18 protein-coding genes and 1 riboswitch are annotated in these 24,330 nt (G+C 34.4%); of the genes, 13 read left to right on the top strand and 5 right to left on the bottom strand.

Annotated elements, in window-relative coordinates:
- Positions 1-21: 21 nt before the first annotated feature.
- From EKM01_RS13235 to EKM01_RS13215, 5 genes are all read left to right on the top strand, one after another.
- The gene (locus EKM01_RS13235; protein WP_091255586.1) at positions 22-1,002 is read left to right on the top strand and encodes a pyruvate dehydrogenase complex E1 component subunit beta; all 981 of its coding nucleotides are present in this window, start codon (positions 22-24) and stop codon (positions 1,000-1,002) included.
- Between the two features lie 221 nt (positions 1,003-1,223).
- Positions 1,224-3,710 carry a DUF5686 and carboxypeptidase-like regulatory domain-containing protein gene (locus EKM01_RS13230; protein ID WP_126768628.1) on the top strand — a complete coding sequence of 829 codons (2,487 nt, stop codon included), beginning with the start codon at positions 1,224-1,226 and terminating at the stop codon, positions 3,708-3,710.
- A 98-nt stretch (positions 3,711-3,808) separates the two neighbouring features.
- Positions 3,809-4,411, top strand: a complete 603-nt coding sequence (locus EKM01_RS13225; RefSeq protein WP_126457446.1) for a DNA-3-methyladenine glycosylase — start codon at positions 3,809-3,811, stop codon at positions 4,409-4,411.
- A 107-nt stretch (positions 4,412-4,518) separates the two neighbouring features.
- Positions 4,519-5,049 carry an inorganic diphosphatase gene (locus tag EKM01_RS13220; RefSeq protein WP_126452987.1) on the top strand — a complete coding sequence of 177 codons (531 nt, stop codon included), beginning with the start codon at positions 4,519-4,521 and terminating at the stop codon, positions 5,047-5,049.
- Between the two features lie 112 nt (positions 5,050-5,161).
- The gene (locus EKM01_RS13215) at positions 5,162-7,621 is read left to right on the top strand and encodes a sodium-translocating pyrophosphatase (RefSeq protein ID WP_126562100.1); all 2,460 of its coding nucleotides are present in this window, start codon (positions 5,162-5,164) and stop codon (positions 7,619-7,621) included.
- A 118-nt stretch (positions 7,622-7,739) separates the two neighbouring features.
- Here the strand turns inward: EKM01_RS13215 and EKM01_RS13210 are convergent, their stop codons facing one another.
- Entirely contained in the window at positions 7,740-8,354 is a 615-nt protein-coding gene (locus EKM01_RS13210) for a deoxynucleoside kinase (protein WP_126452993.1), read from the bottom strand.
- Positions 8,354-9,145 carry a hypothetical protein gene (locus tag EKM01_RS13205; RefSeq protein WP_126457444.1) on the bottom strand — a complete coding sequence of 264 codons (792 nt, stop codon included), beginning with the start codon at positions 9,143-9,145 and terminating at the stop codon, positions 8,354-8,356. Before EKM01_RS13205 ends, EKM01_RS13210 begins: the two co-directional genes overlap by 1 nt.
- 114 nt (positions 9,146-9,259) lie before the next feature.
- Between EKM01_RS13205 and EKM01_RS13200 the strand changes: the two genes are divergently transcribed.
- Positions 9,260-10,168, top strand: coding sequence for a GLPGLI family protein (locus tag EKM01_RS13200; RefSeq protein ID WP_126768627.1), 909 nt, complete (start codon positions 9,260-9,262; stop codon positions 10,166-10,168).
- A gap of 7 nt (positions 10,169-10,175) precedes the next feature.
- Here EKM01_RS13200 and EKM01_RS13195 read toward each other — a convergent pair whose 3' ends face one another.
- Entirely contained in the window at positions 10,176-10,856 is a 681-nt protein-coding gene (locus EKM01_RS13195) for a response regulator transcription factor (RefSeq protein WP_126457442.1), read from the bottom strand.
- Positions 10,849-12,438, bottom strand: a complete 1,590-nt coding sequence (locus EKM01_RS13190) for a sensor histidine kinase KdpD (RefSeq protein WP_126768626.1) — start codon at positions 12,436-12,438, stop codon at positions 10,849-10,851. Before EKM01_RS13190 ends, EKM01_RS13195 begins: the two co-directional genes overlap by 8 nt.
- A gap of 117 nt (positions 12,439-12,555) precedes the next feature.
- Here EKM01_RS13190 and EKM01_RS13185 point away from each other — a divergent pair, with 117 nt between their 5' ends.
- Both EKM01_RS13185 and EKM01_RS13180 read left to right on the top strand, forming a co-directional pair.
- Positions 12,556-13,404 (top strand): GLPGLI family protein, encoded by an 849-nt coding sequence (locus EKM01_RS13185; RefSeq protein ID WP_126562877.1) that lies wholly within the window; start codon positions 12,556-12,558, stop codon positions 13,402-13,404.
- A gap of 62 nt (positions 13,405-13,466) precedes the next feature.
- Entirely contained in the window at positions 13,467-16,217 is a 2,751-nt protein-coding gene (locus tag EKM01_RS13180) for a carboxypeptidase-like regulatory domain-containing protein (protein ID WP_126768625.1), read from the top strand.
- Between the two features lie 63 nt (positions 16,218-16,280).
- Here the strand turns inward: EKM01_RS13180 and metK are convergent, their stop codons facing one another.
- On the bottom strand, positions 16,281-17,531 hold the full coding sequence (gene metK, locus EKM01_RS13175) for a methionine adenosyltransferase (protein ID WP_126562876.1): 1,251 nt from the start codon (positions 17,529-17,531) through the stop codon (positions 16,281-16,283).
- Positions 17,532-18,300: 769 nt separating this feature from the next.
- On the opposite strand from metK, the gene EKM01_RS13170 reads away from it, so the two are divergent.
- From EKM01_RS13170 to EKM01_RS13155, 5 genes are all read left to right on the top strand, one after another.
- Entirely contained in the window at positions 18,301-18,510 is a 210-nt protein-coding gene (locus EKM01_RS13170) for a hypothetical protein (protein WP_126554980.1), read from the top strand.
- Between the two features lie 232 nt (positions 18,511-18,742).
- A riboswitch (SAM riboswitch) is annotated at positions 18,743-18,850 on the top strand.
- 78 nt (positions 18,851-18,928) lie between these two features.
- Positions 18,929-19,891, top strand: coding sequence for an alpha/beta fold hydrolase (locus EKM01_RS14870; protein ID WP_233589333.1), 963 nt, complete (start codon positions 18,929-18,931; stop codon positions 19,889-19,891).
- A gap of 18 nt (positions 19,892-19,909) precedes the next feature.
- The gene (thrA, locus tag EKM01_RS13165; RefSeq protein ID WP_126554984.1) at positions 19,910-22,324 is read left to right on the top strand and encodes a bifunctional aspartate kinase/homoserine dehydrogenase I; all 2,415 of its coding nucleotides are present in this window, start codon (positions 19,910-19,912) and stop codon (positions 22,322-22,324) included.
- 193 nt (positions 22,325-22,517) lie between these two features.
- Positions 22,518-22,946, top strand: a complete 429-nt coding sequence (locus EKM01_RS13160; protein ID WP_126768624.1) for an OsmC family protein — start codon at positions 22,518-22,520, stop codon at positions 22,944-22,946.
- 141 nt (positions 22,947-23,087) lie between these two features.
- Entirely contained in the window at positions 23,088-24,260 is a 1,173-nt protein-coding gene (locus EKM01_RS13155) for a PLP-dependent aspartate aminotransferase family protein (RefSeq protein WP_126768623.1), read from the top strand.
- The last annotated feature ends 70 nt before the right edge of the window (positions 24,261-24,330 follow it).

Raw genomic sequence — 24,330 nt, 5'->3', positions numbered from 1 at the left:
GAGGACAAAATATAAAAAAATATGAGAACGATACAATTTAGAGAGGCCATTTGTGAAGCGATGAGTGAAGAAATGCGTCACGATGAGTCCATATACTTAATGGGTGAAGAAGTTGCAGAATATAATGGTGCCTACAAAGCATCTAAAGGTATGCTAGCTGAATTTGGCGAGAAAAGAGTCATTGATACTCCTATCGCAGAGCTTGGTTTTACTGGTATTGCAGTAGGATCAGCCATGAATGGATGCAGACCGATTGTGGAATACATGACGTTCAATTTTTGTTTAGTAGGTATTGACCAAATCATAAATAATGCTGCCAAAATGCGTCAGATGACGGGTGGACAATTTAATGTGCCAATCGTTTTTCGTGGTCCAACAGCTTCGGCAGGACAATTAGGAGCAACGCACTCACAAGCGTTAGAAAACTGGTTTGCGAATACTCCGGGTCTTAAAGTGGTAGTTCCCTCTACGGTTTATGATGCCAAAGGTTTGTTGAAAGCGGCTATTCGTGATAACGATCCTGTGATTTTCATGGAATCTGAACAAATGTATGGGGATAAAGGTGAAGTTCCAGATGGCGAATATGTAATTCCGTTAGGAGTTGCTGATATCAAGCGTGAAGGTACGGATGTGACAATTGTTTCTTTTGGAAAAATTATCAAAGAGGCGCATATTGCCGCTGACGAATTAGCCAAAGAAGGAATTTCTTGTGAAATTATCGATTTGCGAACTGTACGTCCTATGGACTATGAGACGATTTTAACATCGGTTAAAAAAACAAATAGATTAGTAGTTCTTGAGGAAGCATGGCCTTTTGCAAGTGTGGCTTCTGAAATTACCTATATTGTTCAAGAACGTGCTTTTGATTTCTTGGATGCGCCTATTCAACGTATTACGACTGCAGATACGCCAGCGCCGTACTCTCCGGTTTTATTGAAAGAATGGTTGCCTAATGCTGGTGATGTAGTAAAAGCGGTTAAAAAAGTACTGTATAAAAAATAGTCAGTTGGAATCGTTTGATTTGGAATAAGGGCTAATAACCCGTTTTTTAATAATCAATTAATCCTGCGGTCTTAATTAACTATATTTGAAACTTCATCAATTCTTTAATTTGATGAAGTTTTTTTTTGAATGACTATGAAATCGCCATGACATAAGCTGTCTCAAACACCAATTAAGATCTGGCGATACCATATTCCTACAAAAACAAATATTATCTACATATGAAAAAGAATCTCTTATTGTTTCTGCTTTTGTTGTTGGTCTCAGCAACTACTAGTTTTGCGCAAACAAAAGTGAGTGGTGTTGTGGTTGATAAATCCAACCTGCCCATTCCATTTGCCAATGTAGTTTTCAAAGGTTCCAGTGAAGGAATTGTGACTAATGAGGACGGTAAGTTTTACCTGGAATCCAAAAAAACATATACTACTTTACTCATATCCTCCGTTGGGTTTTCTGAAAAAGAAATTTACTTAGATAAACCGGTAAATTATAATTTCAAAATTCAGTTGAATGAAGCCGAAAGCTTAAACGAAGTAGTGGTTTTTGCCGGAAAAACATCAAAAAAGGACAATCCTGCGCTCGATATTCTGAGGAAAATCTGGGAAAGAAAACGTAAAAACGGGTTGTATCAGTTTGACCAATACCAGATGGAAAAGTACGAGAAAATAGAATTTGATATGAATTCTATTGACAGTGCTTTTATGAAAAGCAAACTTTTTAAAGGGATGGAATTTATATTCGATCAAATGGATACGTCCCGAGTAACCGGGAAAACCTATTTGCCTATTTTTATAAATGAATCACTCCATGATGTTTATGGAGACAACAAATTAAAGAAGGTAAAAGAAAAAATAAAAGCCAATAAAACGTCCGGATTTGATGGGAATCAACAGATTTTATCTTTTGTAAAAGACTTGTATTCAGATTATAATATCTACAATAATTACTTGACTTTTTTTGACAAAAGCTTTACCAGTCCGCTGTCTAAAACAGGGATTGATGTCTACAATTATGTACTGAAAGACAGTGCGTATATTGATGATAAATGGTGCTATAATATTGTTTTTTATCCAAGACGAAAAAACGAATTGACTTTCAAAGGAGATTTTTGGGTGAATGATTCCACATTTGCCATCAAGAAAATCAATATGGCAGTGACCAAAAGTGCCAATATCAACTGGGTAAAAGATATTTACTTAGAGCAGGAATTTGAAGTAGTCAGTGACTCGGTTTTCTTGTTGACCAAGGATTATTTGATGTCTGACTTTGCTTTGAACAAAAAAGAAAATTCGAAAGGTGTTTATGGAAAAAGAACTAGTTTTTACCGGAACCATCAGTTCAATACAGAATTGCCTGTTGCTTTTTATAAAGCCGAAGTCAATTATATGGATGACGAAGTCTACAATAAATCTGAGGAATATTGGAATGAAAACCGTTTTGAAAACTTAAGCAAGGATGAATTGGGCGTTTATAAAATGCTTGATACCCTGCAAACCGTAAATAAATTCAAACAATTGTACAGCTTAGTATCCATACTAGGAAGTGGTTATGTGGAGTTTAATAACTTTGATTATGGACCTGTTTTTTCTACATTTGGATACAATGAAATAGAGGGTGTACGGTTGCGAGTAGGAGGAAGAACCTATTTTGGTCCTAACGATCCTTGGCGCATTCAGGCGTATACTGCGTATGGGTTTGATGATGATAAATTTAAATACGGACTTTCCGGAAAATGGATGGTCGACAAGAAAAATAGGATCATTTTATCCGGCGGAAATAGGCGAGACATTGAACAAATAGGAGCCAGTTTAACTACTACAAATGATGTTTTAGGCCGAAGTTTTGCTTCGTCGTCCGTATTCTCATCTGGCAGTAACGGGAAGTTAACCAACATCAATTTGACTAATGTTGCCATAGAAATGGAGCCAGTAAAAAACTTGACTTTTCAGGCTGGGATTTCGTATCGTACGCTGGAGTCTGCATCGCCTACTTTTAGCCTGGATTATTATACCAACATAGCCAATTTAGCTACTAAAAGTGATGTAAAACAATCCGAAGCGAACATTCAGATCGAGTATTCTCCAAAGCGAAAAACGATTGGTTTTGGGGTTGAAAGAAGCAATGTTGACAGTCCTTTTAGTCGTTTTTTTATTAATTACAGCCATGGATTCAAAGGGCTTTTGAACAGTAATTTCAAATATGACAAAGTACAATTATATTACAAACAGCCTATAGTTATTGGTCCATTGGGGCGAACCAATATTATTATGGAAGTAGGAAAAACTTTTGGAACAGTTCCGTTAGGATTGATAAATGTGATTCCGGGAAATCAAACTTTTTTCACGATTGAAAACACCTTCAGTAATCTTAATTTCTATGAATTTGTATCGGATCAATATGCTACTTTACAGTGGAATCACAATTTCAACGGGCGTCTTTTTTCCAGAATACCGTTCATGCGCAAACTCAATTGGAGAGAAATTATATCCGTAAAAGGGGTTTATGGAAGCATCTCTGATGAAAACAGAGCTATTAATGCTTCGGGTTTAATTTACAATGCACCTGAAAAAGGCTATTGGGAATACAGTGCTGGTATTGGAAATATCTTCAAAGTATTCCGTATTGATTTCGCCTGGCGAGGCAATTATGTCAACGTGCCGGAAACGAATCGTTTTACTGTTAAAGGGTCGTTTGGGTTCAGTTTTTAGGAGCTATTCCGGCTGTACACTATATCTTTTTATAAGGCGAATAAAAATCGCCTTATAAAAAGATATAGTGTACAGCCGGGCTAAAAAAACATCAGATTATGCAAGAAGCCATCGACTACCTTTTAGAAAAAGATGCTATTTTCAAAGCAATCATTGAACAATACGGAATGCCTGTTATTCCCAAAAGACCGCAAGGTTTTGAGACTCTGGTATTGTTGGTTTTAGAGCAACAAGTATCGATAGAATCCGCTAAAGCTACTTTTTTGAAAATAAAAACTACTCTAAAAACGGTAACACCGGAAATTCTTGTTCTCATATCGGATGCTGAGTTTAGGAATCTTGGCGTAAGCCGTCAAAAAACGTCTTATATCAAAGCTTTGGCGACAGCCTTAATAAATAAAGAACTTGATTTAGAAAGTTTGCCAGCCAAAACGGCTCTGCAAGTGCGCGAAGAACTCATCAAAATCAAAGGGATAGGAAACTGGACCATCGATATTTATTTAATGTTTTGTCTGCAAGAGCCTGATTTATTGCCATTAGGCGATATTGCCGTTGTACACACAATCAAGGAATTACTGGATATTCACGACAAAAATGAGATGCAAGTTCATACGTTGAAATGGAGTCCGTATCGCTCTTTTGCAACCTATCTTTTATGGCATCATTATTTAAAGAAAAGAAATAGAACCGTTTTTTACTAAAGTGCTGTTTCTTAAAATTTAATCAACAGATAACATAGATTTTTCATTGTTGAAAGGGATTCTTTACTTATTTTTGCAACCATAAAATATAGAAAAGAAAAACTAAAATGACTGCAGACAAATTAACAACTTTCGATGTTTTAATCGAAATACCAAGAGGAAGTAGAAATAAATACGAATATGATTTCGAAATAAAAAGAATGCGTTTTGACAGAATGTTATTCTCGTCAATGATGTATCCTGCGGATTACGGATTTATTCCGGAAACATTAGCCTTAGACGGCGATCCATTAGATGTATTGGTTTTGGTAAACGAACCTACTTTTCCCGGTTGTGTTATGGAAGTAAAACCCATTGGTGTTTTCCACATGGCGGATGATAAAGGACCGGATGAAAAAGTTATCTGTGTACCGGTTTCAGATCCAATCTGGAATTCATTGAATGATCTGTCAGACATGAATCCACATTTATTAAAAGAAATTGAACACTTTTTTCAAGTGTACAAAGATCTTGAAAACAAGAAAGTAGATGTAGGCGGCTGGGGAGATGTAAATGAAGCCTATGCAATTATCGCAGAGTGTACGGAGCGATTTAATCAAATTGAGAATAAACCAGAGGGATTGTTTAGTATTAAATAATTTTACGTCATAATTTTTACAAAAAAAGCAACATTCTGTTAAGAGTGTTGCTTTTTTTGTTTAAATTCGTTTTGTTACACTATTAATTTTAACCAAAAACCAAACCGAAATTATGAATACAATTATGATTTATTTGCCTATTGCGATGGCATTTATTGGACTGGCATTTATGTTTGCTAAAAGAAAATGGGTATTAAAACAGGATCCGGGTGATGGTAAGATGAAAGAGATTTCGGATTACATTTACGAAGGAGCCTTGGCTTTCTTGAAAGCAGAATATAGGTTGTTGACGTTTTTTGTCATTGGAGCCAGCATAGTTTTAGCCGGAATTTCTTTTTTCGTTCCTACTACACACATATTAATAGTGGTTGCTTTTGTTTTTGGTGCTTTTTTCTCAGCTTTAGCTGGGAACATGGGAATGAAAATTGCAACAAAAACCAATGTTAGAACCACACAAGCCGCCCGTACCAGTTTACCTCAAGCCCTAAAAGTTTCTTTTGGCGGCGGAACCGTAATGGGATTAGGGGTTGCGGGATTGGCTGTTTTAGGATTGACCACTTTCTTTATTTTCTTTTTTCACTTTTTTATGAATGGCGTTTGGACTTCTACTGAAGACATGACCATTGTATTAGAAACATTAGCCGGATTTTCTCTGGGAGCAGAATCAATAGCCTTGTTCGCTAGAGTTGGTGGAGGAATATACACTAAAGCGGCCGATGTTGGAGCTGATTTGGTAGGGAAAATAGAAGCTGGAATTCCGGAAGATGATCCCCGTAATCCGGCTACAATTGCGGACAATGTAGGGGATAATGTAGGCGATGTTGCCGGAATGGGAGCTGATTTATTTGGTTCTTATGTCGCAACCGTTTTAGCGGCCATGGTTTTAGGAAATTATGTAATTAAAGACATGGGCGGAACTATTCAAGATGCTTTTGGAGGAATAGGACCTATCTTATTGCCAATGGCAATCGCCGGTTTTGGTATTTTATTTTCGATTATCGGAACGATGGTGGTAAAAATTACAGATGATAATGCAAAAGAAGCGCAAGTGCAAAGCGCTTTAAATAGGGGAAACTGGCTTTCAATAGGATTAACCCTTATTGCCTGCTATTTTTTAGTGCAATACATGTTGCCAGAAACCATGAAAATGGATTTTTTTGGAGAAGGAACTAAAGAAATTTCATCCATGCGTGTTTTTTATGCTACAATTGTAGGTCTGGCAGTAGGTGGACTCATTTCGTCAGTAACTGAGTATTATACAGGATTGGGTACAAAACCTGTTATGGCAATTGTTCAAAAATCTTCAACTGGAGCAGGAACAAACGTAATTGCAGGATTGGCAACCGGAATGATTTCTACGTTTCCAACGGTTTTATTATTTGCAGCTGCAATTTGGACTTCCTACGCATTAGCAGGATTTTATGGTGTGGCTTTAGCTGCTTCAGCGATGATGGCAACAACGGCCATGCAATTGGCAATCGATGCTTTTGGACCCATATCGGATAACGCCGGTGGAATTGCTGAAATGAGCGAATTGCCAAAAGAAGTACGTACCAGAACGGATATTTTAGATGCTGTAGGAAATACAACTGCAGCAACCGGAAAAGGCTTTGCTATTGCTTCGGCAGCATTAACTTCACTAGCTCTATTTGCTGCGTATGTAACTTTTACAGGAATTGACGGAATCAATATTTTTAAAGCACCAGTTTTAGCAATGCTATTCGTGGGTGGCATGATACCTGTCGTTTTCTCGGCATTAGCGATGAATTCTGTCGGGAAAGCCGCAATGGACATGGTGTATGAAGTACGTCGTCAGTTCAGGGAGATTCCCGGAATTATGGAAGGAACCGGAAAACCGGAATATGCTAAGTGTGTTGATATTTCGACGAAAGCCGCTTTGCGCGAAATGATGTTGCCGGGAATATTGACAATTGGTTTTCCAATTGCAATTGTTTTGCTTGGCAAATTAGTTTACGGAGACAACAACCAGCTAATCGCCGAAATGTTAGGGGGTTATATGGCCGGAGTTACCGTTTCGGGTGTGCTTTGGGCTGTTTTTCAAAACAATGCCGGTGGTGCTTGGGACAACGCTAAAAAATCTTTTGAAGCGGGAGTTCTTATTAATGGTGAAATGACCTATAAAGGTTCTGATGCGCATAAAGCGGCCATTACTGGCGATACTGTTGGAGATCCGTTCAAAGATACTTCTGGACCATCAATGAATATTTTAATTAAATTGACGTGTTTGATTGGTTTGGTAATTGCACCAATTTTAGGTAGTGGCAATCATACATTGGCTAATAAAGCCGCTTGTTGTGCTGCTTCTGAAATGTGTACTTCAATATCTAAAGAAGAGTGTCTTGCTAAAGGATGTGACAGTAAAACGTGTAGATTTATGAATGCTTCCGCAGCAGTAACTGAAATGGTCTCGAAAAAAGTTACGATAGAAAAAACCAATGTTGATGGAGAAGTAAAAGCGACTATTAAAACTAATATTAACGGAAAAGAAAACATTCAAAGTTTTGAAGGAACTGATGCAGAAGTTCAGGCTAAGATTGATGCTTTAAAGTAATCAATATCTTGTAAATAAAAAATGCCTCGCAATTTAGACTGCGAGGCATTTTTTGTTTTTATGTATTTTATCACCAGTTTCTACTCCCTCTCCTTCGGAGAGGGTTGGGGAGAGGATTCTAAAACAATCCATTTAATTCTGCGTCGATACGGTTAAAAATAGTTCCTAAATCTTCGGGATTATCAACAAAATTCATGTTATCCACATCAATAATTAATAATTTTCCTTTGTCATAGGTTTGAATCCAGCCTTCGTAGCGTTCGTTCAAACGACTCAAATACTCAATGGATATTGAGTTTTCATATTCACGGCCGCGTTTGTGTATTTGACCGACTAAATTAGGAATAGAACTCCTTAAATAGATCAATAAATCAGGGGCTTTAACAGTAGATTCCATTAATTCAAAAAGAGACGAATAATTCTGGAAATCACGATTGGTCATCAAACCCATTGCATATAAATTAGGAGCAAAAATATGGGCATCTTCATAAATAGTTCGGTCCTGAATGATTTTTTTGCCACTTTCACGAATTTGCATCACCTGACGGAAGCGACTATTCAAGAAATAAATTTGTAAATTAAACGACCAGCGCTCCATTTGGTGATAAAAATCATCTAGGTACGGATTGTCTACTACGTCTTCATAATGTGGTTCCCACTTAAAATGTTTCGCTAATAAGCGTGTCAAAGTTGTCTTTCCAGAGCCTATGTTTCCTGCTATTGCTATGTGCATTACGGTAGTATGATTTTATAATTTGTAATTCCTTCAGCTGTAAAAATAGATAAAATTTGGTCTTTGTAATAGAATTTTTTAAAGGATTTTTCTGAAATTTCAATTTCAGTTTTTTGGTTTTTTTCCAAATCCTGCAAAATTAAAATCCCATTTTTAGAATAGATGATCTGATTTTCATTTATAATTTCAATCGAGTCAAAATCAGAAACTTTTTCTTTGTTTGCTATTCTGCCAAAAATATCGCAAGTGTACCAGTTGTTTTTACCGTCCATCCAATAGAAGATGTTGAAATCTGAAGCGTAATTCTTAATACTTTCAGTAAAAGGAACTGAAATAGTTTTGTAATCCTTGTTCAAATAATCATATAATCCCAGTTGCTGATTCATACTGTTGTAAACCCACAACTGATTTAGAGCAGCAATACCAATTGCAGTGGCTACGATTGGAATTGTATTTTCTGAAAAATTGATTTTCTGAGTTTCATTCAATTGATTGTCCAAGATGATAACTGTATTGAAATTTTCGTAAAATAAAACAATTTTCAAAGGGTTATGCAAATCTATTTTTGTGATTCTACCCAAAGAAATATTTTTGTATTCTAAAGTATTCCGTGTTCCAATTTTAGAAAAAACATTGTTATGGATGGTGTAGTAAAAACCAAATGAATCATAACCTAAAAACGCATCTCCATCAAAACGAATAGAATCGATTTTAATGGCTGTTAGTTTTTGGTTCTGACTAAAAATTACTGAAAATGAAGCGATAAACAGCAATAATATTACTTTTTTCATACAGCGAAATTACAATTAAACGGTATATAATTTTGATTGTTTTATTAATATTTTAACAGAATACTTGTAACAAAAATAGTATTTTTCACTCTTATTCATTAAAACCCAATAGTTATGTATAAAGTAATTTACGCAATAATAGTAACAATTGCATCGTTTTTGGGGCTTCGCGCTCAGGAATTTCAAGGAATGGCAGTGTATGAATCAAAAAGCAGTACCTCCGATTTCAAAACACGAATGGAAGGCAATAAGGATATGACTCCTGATATGCAAAAAATGATTGAGGAAAGAATGAAGAAAATGTTCGAAAAAACATTCATTCTTAATTTTGATAAATCGACATCAATTTATAAAGAAGAAGAAAAGTTAGAGGCTACAGGTCAAGCTGGAGGTGGAATGCGCATAATGAATGCAATGAGTGGCGGCGGCGGAACTTATTACAAAAATGTAAAAGAGAAAACCTATACGGTTGATAAAGATTTTATGGGAAAAGAGTTTTTAGTAAAAGATTCTTTGCCAAGTCTAAAATGGAAAATGGAAGCTGAAACGAGAGTAATAGGCGGATATACCTGTTACAAGGCAACCGCAATTAAGGCGGCAAGTGCTACTGATTTTAGAAATTTCCGACCTAAAAAAGAGGAAGCCAAAAAACAGGGTACTGAAAAAGCAGATGATAAGGCGGCTTCAGATAAGAAAACGAACTTTATGGATGCCATAGAACTTCCGAAAGAAGTTACAATAACGGCTTGGTACACTCCGGAAATTCCTGTTAGTCAAGGACCAGAAGGATATTGGGGTTTACCAGGATTAATTCTAGAAGTTAACGATGGGAAAACCACAATTTTGTGCTCTAAAATTGTCTTGAATCCAAAGGAAAAGATAGAAATTAAAGCATTAACAAAAGGAAAAGTAGTTTCTCAAAAGGAGTATGACGATGCTGTCATAAAAAAAATGGAAGAGTGGAGAGAAATGAATCAAGGGCGTAGTGGTAGTTCTACGGGAACCTTTCGAATAGGCGGGTAAGATAGTTTTAACAAATTAATTTGCAGCCTTGACCACGAACATTTATAATTTGAATGTTGGGATCAAGGCTTAATTTTTTCCTCAACTTAGTAATAAAAACATCCATACTCCTACCATTAAAAAAATCATCTTCTCCCCAAATTTTATTTAAAATTAAAGAACGTTCAACTATTTTATTTTTATTTTCAGATATTATATTTAATAGAATTGCTTCACGATGCGTTAAGGAGATTGTTGTGTCAAGGTACTGTAAGGTTTGTTTAGTAAGATTAAAAATATAGTTGCCAATCACTATGTTATCCTCGTTTTTGATAGCAGTATTTCTGCCAAGAAGAGAATGAATTCTAACGATTAGTTCTTCCATGCTAAAAGGTTTTTTTAAATAGTCATTGCCTCCAAAATTAAATCCATCGACTACATCTTGTGTTTGTGATTTAGCAGTGAGGAAAATTATCGGAGTTTTATTATCTAATTTTCGAATATCTTTAGCTACTGAAAAACCATCTTTTTTAGGCATCATGACATCTAAAACAAGTAATTCTATTTTTTCATTTCTAAAAACTTCAATAGCCTCTTCGCCATCTTTACAATGAATGACCTCAAAATTTCTAGTTTCTAAACTTTCCTTAATGATTTGTGCTAAAGCAGGTTCGTCTTCGGCTAGGATTATTTTTATTTTTTTAGACATGAGCTAATGTTATTTTAAAAATGTTTTTGGAGTTTACGATTAGTTCAAGTGTTCCCTGATGTTTCTCTATGATTTTTTTGGAATAATATAAACCTATTCCAAAGCCTTTTACATCGTGAATATTTCCTTTCGGAATTCTATAAAATTTTTCAAAAATCTTTTCATGTTGGTTTTTATCAATTTCAATTCCATTATCTTGAACTGTTATTTCTATCTTTTTTTTGTCTGATGTTAAGCAAACTTCAATCTGAGGACCTCCATATTTTAGGGCATTATCGACCAGATTTGAAAATGCATTTTCAAAATGAAATGAATCCACCTTCAAAATTAATTTTTCCTGATTAGTAATAAAATTAATTGTTTTGTTTGAAGTGTTCAATAGGTGTTTCTCAACATTTTTCTTTAATAATTGAACTATATTAATTGGTTCTTTGTTTAGCGTAAGATTGTCAGATTCTAACGAAGCAGTCTCCAAAAGTTTTTCAACCATAATGGCTAATTTTTCTAATTGCTGGTATGCTATGTCTAAGTAACGATTTGTTTTTTTAGGATCATTAACGGAATTAAAATTCTTGATTCCTTCTATTGCCGAAGAAATGGTGGTGATTGGCGTTTTAAATTCATGAGTAATATTGCTGATTAAATCGTTTTTGATTTCATCAATTTTTTTCTGACGGTTTATAATTCTTAAAAGATAAAATAAAGATCCGACAATGGAAAGCGATAACAGTAACGAAAGAATTATTTCAATCAGGCTTCTTTTTAAAAGTAGTACCGTAGGATCAGAAAATGAAATTTTCAGTTTATCGTTAATGGGAAGGTAGACTGATTTTGAAAAAGTAGAAAGAGGTAATTTCACTGATTTGAAGGAAGTGTTTTTTTTAAATTTATCAAAAAGAGTGTTTAATTTAAAATGCTCTAAAGTATAATCTACAACAATTTTTTTTCGAGAAAGTTCATTATCTAAAATTTTACTTAATTTATTGAATGCAACGGAATCTGTAACCATAGATATTACAATTCTACTTCTTGAATCTTTTATTTGTAAGAGGCTATCTGTTGCTTTTTTTCCTCGTAATATTAAAACTGAGGAATTCGTTTTAGATTTTGGTTTAGTATAGGTAACTATTTTATTGTCATTTTCTTTCTCGTTTTTAATGATTTTCGAATCCAATTTTATCAAATTACTTGTGTCTGGAACCGAATGAATTTTGGATTCTGAAATTTTTAAAGATGTAGTTACAGATGCTGTTTTTTTAGATTTTATTGAATCAACTTTTGGAATTTTATTTTGATTCCTTTTTGCTTTATAATTTTTAAAAACTGTATCAAGTTTTAAGTCATCCATAAATTGCTCTTCGGATATGGAATCATCTCGGTTTACAAAAGCGATATAATTTTCTTTTGACTGTTCTATATAATAGTATTCAGTACTGTTGTCAAAAGCAATTTGTACATCATTAATTAATCGTTGTTTGTTTTCTTTGTAGTTTTTAATATTCCAATATACTTGTAAACTGATGGTTGCCAAAATAGTTAGGCTTACAAAAAAAATAATAGCGGCGTAATTTTTCACTTTCATTTTTCAAATATAAGAACTAAATGCTTTTGAATTGACCCATTAACAATCGTTAACTTTGGTTAACTATTATTGTGGTTATTTAGAACTTTATTTGTCATCTAACTTAAAAGCTATAAAATGAAAAATTTATTCAAAGTAATTTATTTAACAATAATTTTAACTACTGTCAATTTAACCGTTGCTCAAAACTTTAAAGGCAAAGCAATTTATCAATCTAAAATTAAATCCGAGGAAACTGACGTTGAGATTAAGTCTGAAAAAGATGCAGAATTTGAGAAGGCAGTACAAAAAGAATGGGAGAAAGTTTCCCAAAAAACATATTCATTAAGTTTTAATAAAACAGAGTCTTTATTTGAAGAAGAACAAAAGCTTGAGCCTGTGGGACAAAGTGATAGCGGAATGATTATTAGTATTACCATTTCAGGAGATGGAAAGAAGTACATGAATCGGAAGGTGCAAAAACAAATTTTTGAAGGCGAAATCTTCGAAAAAAAATATCTTATCACTGATGAATTAAAAAATTGGGATTGGCAATTAAAAGAAGAAACTAAAAAAATAGGGGATTACCTATGTTATAAGGCTGAGGTTGTAATTCAGGTTACTGCTGCTCAAAAAGAAGAGTATCAGGATTATTTAAAAAATAAATTTAAACAGAAAACAAATTTATTTGAAATGAATGAGCCCCAAAATAATATTGTTACTGCTTGGTATACCTTAGAAATCCCGGTTAATCATGGACCAGATAAATATTCAGGTCTACCAGGTTTAATTTTGGAATTAAATAATGGAGAAGTTAAATTTTTATGCTCTAAAGTAGTTTTAAATAGTGAGGATAAAGTAAAAATTAAAACTCCAAACGCAGGAAAAGTATTAACTCAAAAAGAATTCGATAAAGAAGAAAAAATGAAAATGGACAGCATGAAGGATAAGGATGGAAATATCATTTTTAGAACCTTCACGAATTAGTTGTTTTTTGTAACGAATTAAACCTTTTTATGACCAACTAGTCATACTCATAAAACCAGTCAATGAAAAACCAGTACCTTTTTTTATTTTTCTTTATAACTTCATTCTCCTTTGCTCAATCCATTAAATTTGAAGGTCTCATAACCGATTCAAAAGCGACAGGTCTTGAAATGGCCAATGTTATGGCAATAAATAAAGAAACAAAAGCAATGGATGCCTATGCCATAACAAATGACAAAGGAAAATTTCTTCTTAATCTAAAACCAAATACAGCGTATAATATCAAAATCAGTTATTTGGGAATGCAGAATAAAGAGTTGGAAATCACCACAACTTTAGAAAACAGCATTAAAAGCATTGCGCTCGAAGAAGGAGGAATTGAACTCGACGGTGTTGAGATTGTCCGTGAAATGCCGGTTTCTATAAAAGGCGATACCATTGTTTACAATACTGATTCTTTTAAAACGGGCGAAGAGCGAAAGTTAGAAGATGTCTTTAAGAAACTACCCGGTTTTGAAGTCATGGCCGATGGTCAAGTGCAAGTTGAAGGAAAAAAAGTAACCAAATTATTTGTCAATGGCAAACCATTTATGGATGGCGATACTAAACTAGGATCCAAAAACATTCCGTCGGATGCAGTTGATAAAGTGCAAGTATTGCGAAACTTCAATGAGGTATCTCAGATGAAGGGATTAGAGAACAATAATGACGACATCGCACTAAATATTAAACTCAAAAAAGGAAAAGATAAGTTTTGGTTTGGGGATGTGAGTGCCGGTTTAGCAAATGATAAAAGGTATATTTTTAATCCAAAAGTATTTTATTATTCTCCTAAAACTAGTATCAACTCCATAGTAAATTTGAATAATATTGGGGAGGTTTCTTTGACTTCAGCTGATTTTTTCAGGATAAATGGGGGTGCTAGGAATACTATAGGCAGAAGCGGAACTTCTTTAAATCTGAATCGGAATTTCTTTGGGCTTTCTGGTGGTGATAATGTTGCTAAGGCAAATGACAAATTCGGAACTTTAAACGTGAATCATTCTGTATCAAAAAAATGGACCTTGACTGGTTTTGCAGCGTATTCTTCTACATTCAATCAGTCGATTACGAATTCTGATCGTGGTATTTTTGAACCCAATACAACGAATATTGCAACGCTAGAAAATAGAAAAAACAAAACCGATTCCAGAAATAATGCTTTTATCTCTAAGGTAGGTTCAAAGTATAAAGCCAATGATAATTTTCAACTGGATTACGATGTTTTCTTTAGAAAAAACGATCAACAGGATGTTAATAACAGTCAAAGTAATTTTAGCTCTTTTGCTAATGGAAGTTCTTTTAGCAGCTCTAACACAGTTATAGCATTTCAAAATCAAGCGCCAGTTTCTTTCAATCAAAGTTTGAATTTATTTTATACACAAAATCCCAAAAGTACATGGGTAATTGAAATACAGCATCAATATGAGGATGAAGATCCCTTTTACAATCCGCAATTATCGGTTAATCCATATCAAAATAGTAGCTCTCAAGATCCAAATGATCCAAGCGCTGTTTTTGTCAATGAAAATAGTTTAAATATTGAGCAGTCTCGATTTGTAAAAACCAATAAAGTGGATGCAAAAGCAGATTATTATTACCAAATTTCTAATAAAAGTATATTGAATGTAACAGCAGGAAATTCAAATGCTTTTCAAACATATAATTCAAGTCTGTTGCAAATCTTAGAGGACAAATCTGTTAATTCAGTAGAACAAGCGGCGTACAATAATGACGTGCGGTATGCGTTTAATGATGTTTTTTTAGGACTTCATTACAAGTTTATGGTTGGTAAGTTTACTTTTAATCCAGGATTTTCGGTTCATCAATACAACACCAACAATCAGCAATTAGGTAATCCGTATCAATTAAATTTTAGTCGCTTTCTTCCTGATATGTTTGCCCGTTGGGATTTAAAAAAATCAGAAAATATAACCTATAATTTTAATGTTCAGAATGGTTTTAATGATATAAACTCTTTAGTCGAAGGGTATATTTTTACTAATTTCAATAGTATTGCAAAAGGGAATTCCCAACTGCAAAACTCACTGGTTACCAGTCATAGATTGAATTATTCGAAGTACAATTTGTATAATTTCACTACAATTTTTGGAAATATTTCATACACAACCACAAAGGATCCAGTGGTGAACGGTATATCATTTCAAAGTATTTATTCTACTTCAGACCGTTTAAATTTAGACGCAGAAAATGAAAATTTAAATGGGAATTTGTTTTATAGCAAGAGTTTTAAGAAGTATTATAAAGTAACAGGCGGTGTTAATGCAAGCTGGAATAAAAATTTCGTTTTAAACCGAAGAGTGACTAGTGGTACTACGCAGGAGTTTATTCAAGGAATCGAAAATGTGAATCATAGTTACAATCTAGCATTTGCAACGCAATTCAAAAAATATCCGAATATAGATTTAGGTTACCGAATTAATTTTTCTGAGCAAGCTTCAAACAAGTTTATTACGCAAACGCCAACGGTTAAGCTGAACTACTATTTTTTGAATGGGTTAAATGTTAATTGGGATTATTCATTTAATCGCTTTAAAAATGAAACTTCAGGGTTAACAAACGATTTTGAAATCATGACGGCAAGCTTAAATTACATCAAAAAGGACTCGAAATTTGAGTATAGAATACAGGCAAATAACCTTTTAAATACGAGATCAAGATTAAACAATTCCTTTAGCGTAAATGGCTTTAATGCGAATGAAACGATTATTTTACCACGATTTGTGACCTTTATTTTAAAGTACAATATATAGCCAAATTAAAAAGGGGATTTTGACTGAACAAAATCCCCTTTTTCATTTTAAATCTGTACTGAATTACAATCCAAAAGCAGTTTTCACTTGGTCAACAAAATCTAATTTTTCCCAAGTGAATAAATCTACAGTAACCGTTTTTTCTAAGCCACCTGGAGCTTTAAATGTTTTGGTTACCGTTTCTGGAGTACGTCCCATGTGTCCGTAAGCAGCCGTTTCGCTGTAGATTGGATTTCTTAATTTCAAACGTTGCTCTATAAAGTACGGGCGCATGTCAAAAATAGCTTCTACTTTTTTAGCAATTTCTCCATCGGTTAAGGTTACTTTTGAAGTCCCATAAGTTTCTATAAAAATCCCCATTGGTTTAGCAACACCAATAGCATACGAAACCTGTACTAAAATTTCGTCAGCAACACCTGCTGCAACTAGATTTTTAGCAATGTGACGAGTCGCATAAGCCGCACTTCTGTCTACTTTACTAGGGTCTTTACCAGAGAATGCACCACCACCGTGAGCACCTTTTCCACCGTAAGTGTCTACAATAATTTTTCTACCTGTTAGTCCAGTATCTCCGTGAGGTCCTCCAATTACAAATTTTCCCGTTGGATTGATGTGGTATTTAATTTGATCATTAAATAAATGAGCACTCGTTGGATTTTTTGCAATGATTCTTGGAATCAAAATTTCGATGATGTCTTTTTTGATTTTAGCAAGCATAGTAGCTTCTTCGTCAAAGTCATCGTGCTGTGTCGAAATTACAATAGCTTCAATTCGAGTTGGCTTGTTGTCATCACTGTATTCTAACGTCACTTGAGATTTAGCATCCGGACGCAAATAGGTGATTTCGTTATTTTCACGTCTTAAAACAGCTAATTCTTTTAATAATTTATGAGATAAATCAAGAGCCAAAGGCATGTAATTTTCTGTTTCATTTGTTGCGTAACCAAACATCATTCCTTGATCACCAGCACCTTGTTCTTCAGGATTTGCTCTATCAACACCTTGATTGATGTCAGCAGATTGTTCGTGTATAGCAGAAAGAATTCCACAAGAATCCGCTTCAAACATGTAGGCGCTTTTGGTGTAACCAATTTTCTTGATTACATCGCGAGCGATTTGTTGCACATCTAAATAGGTATTTGATTTTACTTCACCTGCCAAGATTACTTGACCTGTAGTTACTAAAGTTTCGCAAGCTACTTTTGAGTCAGCATCAAATGCCAAAAAATTATCAATTAATGCGTCTGAAATTTGATCTGCAATTTTGTCTGGATGTCCTTCGCTTACAGATTCTGACGTAAATAAATAGGCCATAATAATTATTATTTTAAATTAAGCGAGAAAAAATAATTGCTAAAAAGGACTAAAGAAGAGTTTCTGCTTTAGCATTTTTTCTACTGAAAAACGTTCAGTATTCATAATGAATTTGTTTCATTATGAAGAGGTTGCAATCAGTTCAAATTTTTCCTCTTGTATTTGGTTGCAAATGTATGAAACCATTTTGAATTGCAAATTAATCTTTTGTTTTTTTTGAGAATAAATATTTTTCGGGTTCTAAATTATTAAGAAAAAATAATATTTAAAATAGTTTCGCTATTGTTTTCTTAAACTTATTTGGATATTTAAAAAATAATTTGCAATTTTGAAATTCTAATAAAGTAAAAATGAAATTTAATATTTGTAATATGTTTAAGGTCGCACAGGAAAATTCCTGAGGGTTGCGTATTGAATAATTTAAATCAAATTATATATCAAAAGCTTCCCGGATAACGGGAAGCTTTTTTTTGAATAGTAATAAATAGAATAGATTTTTTAGTCACAAAAAGCCTCGATGAATAACCTAAAAAGCCTCGATGAATAACCTAAAAAGCCAAAAAATAAATAACGCAACAGTCAATAACATGATTTGTGTCAATGCCATTATGTGTATTCGCGGCTGTTGATTCCAAAAGTAAGTGTATAACTTAAAACCCTTTTGGATATGGATCTAAAAGGGTTTTTTGTTTTTCTGATTTTTTCAAATCTCACAACAATTCATACAAGGAGACCAAAAATGAATATTAACACCTAACACCTAAAAATTATGAGCACAACAAAGTATTTTACAAAGACATTTCGGTTATTAAAAAGTATTAATTTTAGAAATAAAAAAGAAAAGGAAAACGATTCTAAGAATGAATTGATTCATCCTAGATTTGAGATCTCAAAGAACGATGTTTTGGCACAAAAAATAGTGACTAATTCATTGCTTTTCCTAATGTATTCTCAAGAGAATGAAGCGCTTTTTATTTAATAAATCCGAATTTATTTTTGGTTTTGAGATTTTCAAAGGATGTTTAAAAGTGTTGTTTTGACGAAGTAAGAAAACGGGATGAGTATTCTCATTACTTCGTCAGAATAACAATTGCGTGTGAATTGTTTTTTGTATTTATGGTGCCCAAAGAAATAAACGAATCCACATAAAAATTTGGTTGTTACAAAAAATAGTGGTTAATTTGCTACTTTAAGTTCAAAAACGTATTGAAATGTTATAAAGAAAGGCAGAGGGATTAGACCCGATGAAGCCTTAGCAACCCTTCGATTTATCGAAGAAGGTGCTGCATTCTACCACGCTCATCGTGGAAAGATAACACTAAGAATTAGTCTAGATAACGCCTGACTTTCTTTATAATATTTCCAAACACAGATCAAAAATCATAAAAGATTTGCCATTGGAAAATAAACCAACCTCTATTACATTTCAAAATTTCACCACTAAAAGTGGCGCTTTTTATGCTACCTTAAACGTAAGTTTTCAAGTTTTTGGGCCAGAATTGCATACGGCACCAATTGTTTTGGTCAACCATGCTTTAACCGGAAATTCACAAGTTGTGGGCGAAAACGGTTGGTGGAATGATTTAATTGGAGCACACAAAACCATAGATACTACAAAATATACAATACTCGCATTTAATGTTCCCGGAAATGGTTTTGATGGTTTTGAGATCGAAGATTATTTAGATTTTACTGCCAGAGACATTGCCAGGATTTTTATTGAAGGGATTCGGGTTCTGGATATTAAAAAACTATACGCCATTATTGGGGGTTCTGTAGGTGGCGGAATTGCTTGGGAAATGGTCGCTTTAGAGCCAAAAATCACACAGCATTTAATTCCTATCGCAACGGATTGGAAATCGACGGATTGGCTAATTGCCAATTGCTTTTTGCAGGAACAAATTCTCAACAACTCTTCAAAACCTATTGAAGACGCTCGCACTCATGCTATGTTATGCTATAGAACTCCGGAATCATTTGCTGCAAAATTTCAGCGAACCACCAATGAAGAATTGGGGATTTTTAATGTAGAAAGCTGGTTGCTACATCACGGCGAAAAATTGCAGAAACGTTTTCAAATTTCGTCATATAAAATGATGAATCAACTGTTGAAAACAATCGATATCACCAGAGACCGCACATCATTCGAAGAGATAACTTCAAAAATTGAAGCCGAGATTCATATTATTGGAATCAATTCCGACCTGTTTTTTACGGCAAATGAAAATAAAGCAACGTACAAGGATTTAAAAAAATATAAAAAGAGGGTTACCTATCAGGAAATAGTTTCCATCCACGGACACGACGCTTTTTTGATAGAATATAAACAATTACACAATTTGCTTCAGGATATATTCTAAGCCAAAAAACAGAACACAATGAAAATATTAAAATTTGGAGGAAAATCGTTATCGAATGGCGACGGAATAAATAAGGTTGTTGCAATTATTATTGATAAAGTAAATCAAGGCGAGGAAATTGCCATTGTAGTTTCGGCGCGAGGAAATGCTACGGATGAATTAGAAGAAATTTTAAGTATTGCCGCTAAAAACGGAGTTTATAAACCTCTTTTTGATGATTTCAAAAAATACCAACAAGACGAATATCAAGACGTAGATTTGTCCGAAGAGTTCCATGTTCTTGAAAAATTATTCGAAGGCGTCAGCTTAATTGGTGATTACAGCAACAAAATAAAAGACCAAATTTTATCAAAAGGAGAACTACTTTCGGCAAAATTACTGACGGCAATTTTGGTCGAAAATGGGATAAATGCCCGTTTTGCAGATACTCGGGAATTGATAAAAACCGATTCGAAATTTGGTGATGCACAACCTTTGGAACAAATTTCGAAGAAAAATGTCATCAATTATTTCAAACAAAATAACGGAACAACCGTAAATATTGTTACAGGTTTCATTGGTTCAAACACAAATAATGACACGACCACTTTAGGAAGAAACGGTAGCAATTACACCGCTTCGTTGATTGCGAATTATTTGAATGCGGACGAATTACAGAATTATACGCATGTAGACGGAATTTATACCGCTAATCCGGATTTAGTAGTTGATGCAAAGAAAATTGACCATTTGTCGTTTAATGAAGCCAATGAAATAGCCAATTTTGGTGCTACGATTCTTCATGCCAAAACGATCATTCCTTTGTTGGAAAAAAACATTCCGCTTCGTATCTTGAATACGTTCAACCATGAAAATAAAGGGACGTTAATCACTTCCAATTCGAACAAGGAAGGGATTAAAACACTTTCGGTACTTGAAAATGTTTCGTTAGTGAACCTGGAAGGAAGAGGATTACTGGGAAAAACAGGTGTTGATGCCCGTATTTTCAGAGTGATGGGCGATAATGATATTAGCGTAAGCATCATTTCTCAAGGTTCGTCAGAAAGAGGAATTGGTTTAGTTGTTGCCACTGATAAAGCGACAAAAGCAATGATTGAATTAGAGAAAGAATTCGAAAATGATTTCTATTCGAAAGATGTAAATAAAATCACGGTGACGGATGATGTTTCGGTGATTTCTATTATTGGTCAGGATTTAAGTACTTTTCACAAGCCTTACACGGCGTTGATAAAAAATAAAATTGTCCCGATTCTTTTCAATAATACTGTTACGGGTAAAAACGTGAGTTTGGTGGTCAAAAAATCGCAATTGAACAAAGCTTTAAACGTGATTCACGGAGAGATTTTTGGAGTAGCTAAGAAAATCAATATCGCTATTTTCGGACATGGATTAGTCGGTGGAACGTTGATTAACCAAATATTGGAATCGGCAGCAACTATCGAGAAAAGAAAAGATATCAAACTGAATGTTTTTGCAATTGCCAATTCAAGTAATGTACTTTTGAATAAAAATGGCGTTACTCCAAATTGGAAAAATGAAATCCAGAACAATGGCTTTTCTTATACTATAGATGATGTAATTGCCTACGCAAATGAGCATCACTTGGAGAATTTGATTGCGATTGATAACACGGCAAGTGCTGAATTTGTTGGAAATTATATAAAATTAGCTGAAAACAGTTTTGATTTGATTTCGTCTAATAAAGTGGCCAATACGTTAAGCTATAGTTTTTATAAAAAATTACGAAAAGTGCTGGCGGATAATCAAAAGAGTTATCTTTATGAAACTAATGTTGGAGCAGGATTGCCATTGATTGATACGATTAAATTATTGCACCTTTCAGGAGAAAATATCACAAAGATTAAAGGTGTTTTTTCTGGAACATTGAGTTATTTGTTCAATAATTTTTCTGCAAAAGAGGCTTCGTTTAGCGAAATATTGAAGGAGGCCATTGACAATGGGTATACCGAGCCGGATCCAAGAGAAGATTTGTGCGGGAACGACGTAGGTAGAAAATTATTGATTTTGGCAAGAGAATTAGACTTGCAAAATGAGTTTGAAGAAATTGATATTCAAAATTTAATTCCAGAACATTTGCGTGAAGGCGATGTTTCGGATTTCTTGAATAAATTGACCGAGTTTGATCCAATTTATGCTAAAATAAAAGCCGACCAAAAGCCCAATCACGTCCTGCGATACATAGGCGAATTGTCAGGCGATTTGCAAAATGACAAAGGTAATCTAGAAGTAAAATTAGTTTCCGTACCTTCGGATACTGCTTTGGGAGGCTTAAAAGGTTCTGATTCTTTCTTCGAAATTTACACTGAATCGTATGGCGACAGACCAATCGTAATTCAAGGCGCAGGTGCAGGATCTGCGGTAACGGCGAGAGGTGTTTTTGGTGATATTTTGAGATTATCGGATAAAGGGTAGCCCCCATACCCCTGAAGGGGGAATAAAAAGATTGCAGATTGCTTCGCCAGTTCGAGCAAGCTCTCGGGTGACGATTTTTGATTTAACATATATAAAAGTAAAATCTGCGTCCAAATAAATATAAATAATAAAAAAGGGACTGCCTCCAGTCTTGGCTCCCTTCCCTTCGGGGAGGGTTGGGGAGGGGAATAATATGAAAATTACACTAAACAGAGTAAACGACAACTTCCACTTTGAATTAAAAAACGAGCGTGGTCACTTAGTAAACGTAGATAGCCGACCAGAATTTGGCGGAGACGATAAAGGCGCAAGTCCAATGGAATTAGTATTGATGGGTGTTGCGGGTTGCAGTGCGATTGATATGATTTCGATTTTGAAAAAACAGCGTCAGGGAATCACTTCTTTCAAAGCTGAGGTCGAAGGAGAACGGGTACAAGTAGGAGAAGCAAAACCATTCAAGGATATTACTGTAGTATTCTTTTTGGAAGGACCTATTAATGAAGAAAAAGCAGCGAGAGCCGCACAACTTTCTTTCGAAAAATACTGTTCGGTTTCTAAAACATTAGAGCCAACAGCAACCATACACTATAAAGTAGTTTTGAACGGAGTTGAATTGGCGTAAAGCTAAAATAGTCAACTTCTAAAACTTTAATTTTAAACAATAAAGAGCTTTTTTTATAAAAAAATTATGCGGAAAAACTTTGTGAATCTCTGTGATTCCTTTGCGAATCTTTGTGAAACAACTCTTTGAAATCTAATAATAATGAACGATCAAGAATTTGGTTTTGAAACCTCAGCCATCCGTACCCAATTAGAAAGAACGCAATATTTAGAGCACTCGGTTCCTTTGTACTTAACTTCTAGTTTTGTATTTGAGGATGCCGAAGATATGCGTGCTTCTTTTGCCGAAGAGAAAGACAGAAATATATATAGCCGTTACAGCAACCCAAACACGAACGAATTTGTTGATAAAGTGTGTATAATGGAAGGTGCGGCAGCTGGTTTTGCCTTTGCTTCAGGAATGGCAGCAGTGTATTCAACCTTGGCAGCTTTATTGAAATCTGGAGATCATATTGTTTCTTCGAGTAGTGTTTTTGGAGCGACACATTCTTTATTTATCAATTATTTTCCAAAATGGAATATTGAAACCTCCTATTTTGATATTAATAAGCCGGAAACAATTGAAAGTTTCATCACACCAAATACAAAGATTCTTTTTGCGGAATCACCTACCAATCCTGCTGTTGATATTATCGATTTAGAACTTTTAGGAACGATTGCTAAAAAACATAATTTGATTTTGGTAATTGATAACTGTTTTGCAACACCTTATCTGCAACAACCAATAAAATGGGGTGCGCATTTAGTGGTGCATTCCGCTACAAAGTTAATGGACGGTCAAGGTAGAGTGTTGGGAGGAATAACAGTAGGTGATGCTGAATTGATTCAAAAAATCTATTTGTTTTCTCGACTTACCGGTCCTTCTTTATCGCCTTTTAATGCTTGGGTATTATCAAAAAGTTTAGAAACTTTGGCGATTCGTTTAGACAGGCATTGTGAAAATGCGATGAAAGTAGCGGAGTTTTTAGAGCAGCATCCGAATGTGAATCGCGTGAAATATCCGTTTTTGAAATCGCATCCACAATACGAAATTGCTCAAAAGCAAATGAAGTTGGGCGGAAATATTGTTGCTTTTGAAATAAAAGGGGGGCTTGAAGCCGGAAGAAAGTTTTTGGATAAAATAAAATTATGTTCTTTATCACCAAATTTAGGAGATACCAGAACAATCGTTACGCATCCAGCATCGACAACACATAGCAAATTATCTGTTGAAGAACGTTTAGCAGTGAGTATTACCGATGGTTTAGTGCGTGTTTCAGTAGGATTGGAAACCGTGAAGGATGTGATTGCTGATTTGGAGCAGGCGCTTTCGTAAAGTTCATGACGATTGAAGCCATACAATAGTTCAAGGTTTAAACCGTGGTCAATGTGGTTTATTTAAGAAG

The organism is Flavobacterium sp. RSP46, assembly GCF_003984825.1.
Lineage (GTDB): Bacteria > Bacteroidota > Bacteroidia > Flavobacteriales > Flavobacteriaceae > Flavobacterium.
The sequence above is the reverse complement of the archived record's forward strand: the minus strand, read 5'-3'. Positions and strand labels throughout refer to the sequence as shown.